The following is a 6,604-nucleotide window of genomic DNA, read 5'->3' on the forward strand; positions in this document are numbered from 1 at the left end:
AGGCGCTACAAGGCGGCGCAGCAGGCCGCAACCGAAGCTGGCCACGACGGCGCCGCAGCCCAGGCCGCCCGGGACGCGATGGAGGTGCTCGTGCTCTTCAAGGGCGACATGGGGGCCTTCTGCCGGCTGTACGCCTTTTTGTCGCAGATCTTCGACTACGGCAACACCGACATCGAGGAGCGCTTCATCTTCTACAAGCGGCTGATCCCGCTCCTCGACTTCGGCCGCGAGCGGGACGCGGTAGACCTCTCGAAGGTGGTGCTGACCCACCACCGGCTGAAGAACAAGGGCCGGCAGGCGCTTGACCTCCAGGCTGGCGAGGCGCCCAAACTCCCGCCGATGGCTGGCACCGGCAGCGGCGCCGTGCACGAGAAGGAAAAGGGCTACCTGGACGAGATCATCCGCAAGGTGAACGGGCTCTTCGAGGGCGAGCTGTCTGACAACGACCAGCTGGTTTACGTGAACGGCGTGCTGAAGGGCAAGCTGCTCGAAAACGCCACCCTCGTCCAGCAGGCCGCCACCAATAGCAAGGAGCAGTTTGCCAACTCGCCGGACCTGGCCGACGCGCTGATGAACGCCATCATGGATGCCTTCGAGGCCCACACCACGATGAGCAGCCAGGCGCTGGGCTCGGAGCGGGTGCGGGAGGGCTTGAAGGATACGCTGCTCGGGCCGGCGCAGCTGTATGAGGCGCTGCGGGCGCGGGCGCAGATGGCGCCATCGCGGCCGGTGGGGTAGCGGGAGCGCCTAAAGTAATTCGGGGAGGATGGAGACCAGATCTGCATGATCCTCAAGAGAGTTCAAGCATGGCAGGCTGGCTTGCGTCGGCACGCAGGACTATATGAAATATAGTTCACTCAGTTACACCGACCCCATGTTGACCTCACCCACTCCCGGGACACCGGATCTCACTGACGCCCGCGGCATCTTTGTTTGCTTGCCCAACCCGCCACGGCTGGCGCTCCCACTCGATAGCGTCAAGCGGGTCCTGCTAGCCCGTGACGCCTCAACAGTTCGAGTGCCACATACACCTCGTCTGTGATCCCCCTGCCCACAAATGGCCCAATCTTCTCAACTCGGTGTATCAACTTTCAATCGGCATCCCGTATCAACTTACATCCGGCAGTGACAGCGATGTGCGCGGCGGCGTCCACAGCAGAGGAAAGGCTGTTTCGACCGTGTAGCGGCGCCTGCTCACGTGGCCTCCCGTGCCTGACCGGCTGGCTGCTTCTCTGCTTGAATAAAGGCCGTTTGCATCCCTTGGCAGGCCGTGGGCGCTGCGCCAGTGCGATGGCGCAGGCTCTTCATCGGAACGTCCAAGACGGTATGAACCAGGCCGCCGTGCAGTGGGCGGATCACCTCGGACAGCGCCAGCACTGCCGCTAGTACCCCCACAAACGGGGTTGCCACGGAGCGAGAGGCTAGCAGTGTCATCCCGCAGAGATCGTGGCGCTCGTTGGCCAGTTTAATATAAGTGTCATTCAACCCGACGGCGGCCTGTGCGACGGAATCCGCCGTCCAGATGTCCGATGGTCGGCGCGGACCGGGGAGCGTGTGCAGCCGGATGTTACGGAAATCGCGATACCCGCTACCCAGCCCAGCCTCGACCATCATCGAGAACTCGGCCGTATCGAGGTCGCGACGTGCGGCTACGTTATCGACGCCGAAGAGCGCCGAAGTCGGCTCGTTGACCATAACGCGATGCCCAGGTCCAAAACGGCGCTCGACCAGCGCGGTGGTGAAGCCCGCAGCCTCGAGCCGACTCGCTACCGCCCTGACCTTGGGCTTGAGCAGGTCCGCTGACCACAGCAGCAAGCAGGTACTGAGATTGGACTCAGCTGCTCTGTCGAAGTCCTGGAGCACCAGGTGTGGGCGACCGTCGGCCGGATAGGGCAGCAACCCCAGCGTCCATGCGTAGGCTTGGCCCAGATGGCCCAGCCCGACTAACCACATGGACTTTGGCAGGTAAGTAAGTGCGGGGCCCTTGTACGCGTCTTCACGCCAGTCGGTGACCGCGAGCGGGCTCCAGAGCGACATTCCGACACTTCGGTGGCCGGCCTCGACCAAGTCGCCACGGACGTGCAAGAAGGCTTCATTCACCCCTAGCGCCGCGGCGCCGATGCCCGCGAGGGGATTGTCGTCCGTGCAGGCCAGCCCGCAGCCCTCACCAGCGGGCGCAATCTCGAAGCGCCAGTGGTCCCAGCTGAGTTGAATGCAGAACGCCGAGAGCTGGTCTTCAGGGGCGTTGCCAAGCACCAGGGTTGGCAGCTCCATGACGGCGTTTTCGGAGATCTCGGCACCGAGTTCTTTGGCGACGACCTGGGCATCGCGGCCTTCATACAGTGGGACGCTTAGCACATAGCTGAGGTCACCGCAGACCTCGACGCCGCCCAGGAAGGCGCGCACGGCTGTGTTCAGTGCGGTCAAGAAGCAGGCTTGACCAGCTAGCGTGCTGGCCCAGCCCTGGCCGAGGTAGATGCGCAGCCGATAGCGAGAAAACAGGGCCACGGCCTCCTCGGGAGAGGCGACTTCTCCTGTGTCCAAGGCCATCTTGGCCAGCCGGTGCATAGAATCGGCGTTAAGTTCGGTCATTGAACAACTCCTGCATTGCTAAGTATCAGTAGGCGGTCTACACCGGAACCCGAATACGATGCCCACTGATGGTTGCCCTCGTAGACGTACAGGCCGAGGTCCTGGGGGCGAGGACTCCCCTTAGCGAACCTCGGCACGATGAGGGCGATGTGTCCCTTCAGGGCGACCATAGGATTGGCGCGGTCTGACCGGCTCTGCCCAGGCCCGAAGGGGTGCGTGTGTACGTCGGCTACAACGGTCATACCCTCCGTTCTACAGACCTCCCACAGCTTCGCGAAACTCTCGGGATTCAGCGCTACGTAGTCGCCGCGGAGTGCATCGGATTGCAGCTGCTCGTAGGGCAGGAACCGCATCACCACGCGGCCGGCGTCAGTCTTGTGCCCGAGAAGGAAGGCGCCGCTCTCACGAACACCGCCGCCTTGCTCACGCAGGTGCGTCATCAGCGCCACCCAGAGCGCACCGGGCATCTCAAGCAGGGGGGCTGGCATAGTCGCGGCTTTGAAGAAGGTCATGAACCACCTCCAGGTAATGGCTGATGCCCTTGGCAGGCTTCCAGATTAGCTGTGGGTACTGGGAGAACCAGCAGTCGTGACCGACTACACTTTCGCGGTCGCAGGGGATATAGAGCGCATCACCGTTCTTCCAACTGGGCTTGAAAGCCAACTGAAGGCGCTCGCCGCCTTGGGGCCACTTGTCGAACGCCAGCTTGCTGTCTATTGACAGGTCCCAGAACGTGCCCGTGGGAGGCGTCGTCGGGAACCCGCTGCAGTCTAGGCGTAGCATGTACTCGTGCCGGTCGCGCGCGGTGACTTTGACGTAGAGGTAGGGCCACTCCAGCTTCATGTACTGCCAGCGGTTGCGGTCCTCGCCAGAGAGAAAACGCGCCGACGCGAGGTCGGCACGCAGAGATTGCTCATCCGGTGCCATTTTTTGCCCCTTAACCGTTTATACGATGCGCGGGCACCAGATCGAAGGTCACCTCGAACTGCGGGCACTTCGTCAGCGTGCCGATGTGGACATCGACGTCGGGCTGCTCGGTCGTGCCGGCAATCTGCAGCACATGCTCGGCAATGTCGCCGGGCGCCATGCCAAGCTTCTCGCCGGCCCAGAGGCGGACGCGGCCCACGGTGGTCGCCGGACGAAACTTGTGGTGCACGACGTCGGCACCGAAGCGCACCTGCACTTCCACATGCTTGGAACGGTGGAGATGAACCCGAACCCCGTGCTCCCTCTTGAGATGCTTGACGTGGGTGACATGGCCGTGGGCGTCGTCGTCGTCGTCCTCGACCGAGAGAATCAGGTCGGACGCATCGGTGCCGGCCGGCAGCAGCGCCAGGACGGCGTGCCTCAGCTCGGCGAGGGTGGCTTCGTCTTTGATTTCGACAAACTTGATGTCAGAGAAGAACTCCGACTGAATATAAACGCGAGTGGACATTTCTGCTTCTTTCTTCAGCTAAGTGAGCGGCACGGGATGCGCTGCTCATGCTTGGTAAGTCGCAGTTAGCCCTGAAAATCGGAAATGCGCGGCCTAGTTCCGCCTAGGATGTGAGGACATTTTACGCGGCCAAAATGACATCAGCACAAAGACAGATAAACGACGCAAAGCGGGATGCGAGCTTGTCGTAGCGGGTTGCGATGCGCGAAAACTGTTTGACGCGGCAAAACCAGCGTTCGACCAGATTGCGGCTGCGGTAAATGTGCGTGTCGAGGGGCCTCGGATGCTTGCGTGTAGGGTGAGAGGGAATGACGGTCGTCACGCCGCGTTCGCACAAGGGGTCAATCAGATGGGCGGCATCGTAAGCCGTGTCGGCCATGACGGTCTGCACCGGTAGTCCCTCGAGCAGCTCCGCGGCCCATTTGACATCGCCGGCTTGTCCCGGCGTCAGTTCAAAGCGGGCCAGATGGAGATTACCGATAAGTTGACCAGTCATTCTCAAAGAGCCTTACCAGCGAAACCCGTGCTATCCAGAGCAATCACTTTGATCACAGCTGTCAACGATTGAACGGCAACTTGAGTGTTGACCGACGATTTCATCGTAACCATATTGGGGCATGACCAAGATGTGTGTGTGATGGGGCCGCATCTCACCGAAGACCTGCATCACCTGAGCGCGGGTCGTGTCCATGCCAGCCCGCATGTAGAGCAGCGTCACCGAAGGCGGTAACGCTCCACCCTAGATGACCCGAGCCACTCGCACAGCCAGGCACTGCAGGCTATGGCCAGGGATGTGGACCAGATCACTATGACGGTCACGATTCCCTTGCTTAGTTCCAAGCGGATAGGTGAATCAACATCCCAAGGCCACTGAGTTGGGATAAACCCCACCGCCAGGTTAGGTGCGCAGGGGATCCGACAAGGTGATCATCCCTTGCAAAGCAGGCCTGCCGCCCACGGCCTATGAACGGAAAACCGCAGTACAGCACCCTATCGAGGTGTCCGGTATTACTTGACCACCACACTCTGTGTGGCCCAAGGGATGTGATCGTTGAGCTCAACACCACTCCACCCCTTGCCGAGCACGGGGAACCCACCCTATGGCAACAGCAAGACGTGGATATCTATCTGCAAAGCGTTTGCAAGACGTTCAATGTTGTCGATCGAGATATTTCGTACTTGGCGTTCAACGTGCGCCACGAAGGTGCGGTGCAAGCCAGATTCCAACGCGAGATCCTCCTGAGACCATCCCCGTTCCTTGCGGAGGCGAACTATGTTCATCGCAAGGAGCTCACGCGCCGTTGGCGCGCGTGAACTAGACGATGATTCGCTGACTGGCATTGAATCAGTGTCTCGGAATGATGCTTTTAAGTCAGCCGCGTTTACGTCACAATATTGCCCCTCCCAACATATTCAGTTCCTACTGAGTTCACGGAAAACGTCCTCACCCGGCCAACGCGATCATTCGATTAATTGGTCACGCGCCGCAACTGAAAGTCTCGAATCGCAATGTTTATTACTGACATATCAGCTCATCATCCTTTCGTGTCGGGTCTTCTTGGCACTGGAAAAGATGCTTGGCGGGCGGTGGGTATCACTACGCCCAATGAATGGTTTTACGTGAGTTATGCTGTTTCTACACAGGAAGGGCGTTTTTCCGAAACAGTGATGATTTCCAATCCTGCGAACGAGTTGGTAGCTTTTTTTGATCGGGAGAGCAAAGGTGTTTCAATCGTCGGCATCCAACTCGTTAGCCCACCGTTTTTGAACGGTTCGGCTCACTGGAAGATGGAGCCATTGATCCGAATCTGGAAAAAGCCGTCCGACCCGTTGGCGCACGTATATGAGGTCGCTGATGGTAAGCAGTACTGCAGCGCTTACGGCACATGGGACATCTCCGAGTATGAATTCTGGAAGGAGTTCACTTCACTCCAGTGATTGTCCAGAGCCTGGATCTGAGTGAGGTGCAGATCTGGATGGTCCGTTCAACACCAAAGATCTGGCGCAACCTGTTCTTGGCGGACGGAAGTCACTTTCTGAATCACCCTCCCTGCATATGATCAAGGCGATCGTGTTCGACGTGTTTGGTACGCTGGCTGAGATTGGAGATCGGCGCCGTCCATACGCACGGCTTTTGCGCCTCGCAGCGCAGGCCGGACGGACTCCACAGCCCGATGATGCCGCGCAGATCATGAGCATGAACGGTGATATCTGGGCCATCGAAAGGTGGCTTGGATTGGCTCTCTCGCCGGCCCTGCGCGATGAGCTTGCCGAAGAACTCGCGATTGAGATCAGCAGTATTCGACTTTATCCAGAGGTTGTTCCGGTCCTCCGTGCTTTGCAAAGACAAGGGTTGCAACTCGGATTGTGTAGCAATCTGGCCAAACCATACGCACTCCCTGTGTTGTCCCTTCTACCCTTTGAGTTCGATGCGTATGCATGGAGTTTCGAGGTGGGTGTTGTGAAGCCGGACCACCGGATCTACAACACAGTTTGGCAGTCACTGGCGCTCAGTCCGGGCGAGGTGCTGATGGTCGGGGATACCTACGAGGCAGACTGCCTGGGGCCAAGGCGGGT

Annotated in this window: 8 protein-coding genes and 1 pseudogene; 3 read left to right on the top strand and 6 right to left on the bottom strand. The window is 59.7% G+C overall.

Annotation, left to right across the window (positions count from 1 at the left end; translation table 11 throughout):
• Positions 1 to 738 (top strand): annotated as a pseudogene (locus ZRA01_RS19595) (type I restriction endonuclease subunit R); the annotation flags it as partial.
• Between the two features lie 456 nt (positions 739 to 1,194).
• On the opposite strand, the gene ZRA01_RS19600 reads toward ZRA01_RS19595, so the two are convergent.
• The 6 genes from ZRA01_RS19600 to ZRA01_RS19625 form a co-directional block, all read right to left on the bottom strand.
• The gene (locus ZRA01_RS19600) at positions 1,195 to 2,592 is read right to left on the bottom strand and encodes a BilD N-terminal domain-containing protein (protein ID WP_141355061.1); all 1,398 of its coding nucleotides are present in this window, start codon (positions 2,590 to 2,592) and stop codon (positions 1,195 to 1,197) included.
• Positions 2,589 to 3,104, bottom strand: a complete 516-nt coding sequence (locus ZRA01_RS19605) for a M67 family metallopeptidase (RefSeq protein ID WP_218028769.1) — start codon at positions 3,102 to 3,104, stop codon at positions 2,589 to 2,591. The genes ZRA01_RS19600 and ZRA01_RS19605 overlap by 4 nt, the downstream gene beginning before the upstream one ends.
• Positions 3,061 to 3,519, bottom strand: a complete 459-nt coding sequence (locus tag ZRA01_RS19610; protein ID WP_141355062.1) for a DUF7665 family protein — start codon at positions 3,517 to 3,519, stop codon at positions 3,061 to 3,063. Before ZRA01_RS19610 ends, ZRA01_RS19605 begins: the two co-directional genes overlap by 44 nt.
• Before the next feature lie 10 nt (positions 3,520 to 3,529).
• Complete coding sequence (locus ZRA01_RS19615) at positions 3,530 to 4,027, bottom strand: hypothetical protein (protein ID WP_141355063.1); 498 nt, start codon at positions 4,025 to 4,027, stop codon at positions 3,530 to 3,532.
• 121 nt (positions 4,028 to 4,148) lie between these two features.
• Positions 4,149 to 4,523 (bottom strand): transposase, encoded by a 375-nt coding sequence (locus tag ZRA01_RS19620; RefSeq protein ID WP_141355064.1) that lies wholly within the window; start codon positions 4,521 to 4,523, stop codon positions 4,149 to 4,151.
• Positions 4,524 to 5,125: 602 nt separating this feature from the next.
• Positions 5,126 to 5,368 carry a helix-turn-helix domain-containing protein gene (locus ZRA01_RS19625; protein WP_141355065.1) on the bottom strand — a complete coding sequence of 81 codons (243 nt, stop codon included), beginning with the start codon at positions 5,366 to 5,368 and terminating at the stop codon, positions 5,126 to 5,128.
• Positions 5,369 to 5,536: 168 nt separating this feature from the next.
• Between ZRA01_RS19625 and ZRA01_RS19630 the strand changes: the two genes are divergently transcribed.
• Together ZRA01_RS19630 and ZRA01_RS19635 are read left to right on the top strand one after the other, a co-directional pair.
• Complete coding sequence (locus ZRA01_RS19630; protein WP_141355066.1) at positions 5,537 to 5,965, top strand: hypothetical protein; 429 nt, start codon at positions 5,537 to 5,539, stop codon at positions 5,963 to 5,965.
• A 118-nt stretch (positions 5,966 to 6,083) separates the two neighbouring features.
• Positions 6,084 to 6,604 (top strand): HAD family hydrolase (locus ZRA01_RS19635; RefSeq protein WP_141355067.1); only part of this gene is annotated, 521 nt, incomplete at its 3' end.

This window comes from Zoogloea ramigera, assembly GCF_006539865.1.
GTDB lineage: Bacteria > Pseudomonadota > Gammaproteobacteria > Burkholderiales > Rhodocyclaceae > Zoogloea > Zoogloea ramigera.

Excerpts from the sequence above, each read along its gene's own strand:
- ZRA01_RS19600 (WP_141355061.1), bottom strand. The coding sequence starts at position 2,592 with ATGACCGAACTTAACGCCGATTCTATGCACCGGCTGGCCAAGATGGCC.
- ZRA01_RS19605 (WP_218028769.1), bottom strand. The coding sequence starts at position 3,104 with ATGACCTTCTTCAAAGCCGCGACTATGCCAGCCCCCCTGCTTGAGATG.
- ZRA01_RS19610 (WP_141355062.1), bottom strand. The coding sequence starts at position 3,519 with ATGGCACCGGATGAGCAATCTCTGCGTGCCGACCTCGCGTCGGCGCGT.
- ZRA01_RS19615 (WP_141355063.1), bottom strand. The coding sequence starts at position 4,027 with ATGTCCACTCGCGTTTATATTCAGTCGGAGTTCTTCTCTGACATCAAG.
- ZRA01_RS19620 (WP_141355064.1), bottom strand. The coding sequence starts at position 4,523 with ATGACTGGTCAACTTATCGGTAATCTCCATCTGGCCCGCTTTGAACTG.
- ZRA01_RS19625 (WP_141355065.1), bottom strand. The coding sequence starts at position 5,368 with ATGCCAGTCAGCGAATCATCGTCTAGTTCACGCGCGCCAACGGCGCGT.
- ZRA01_RS19630 (WP_141355066.1), top strand. The coding sequence starts at position 5,537 with ATGTTTATTACTGACATATCAGCTCATCATCCTTTCGTGTCGGGTCTT.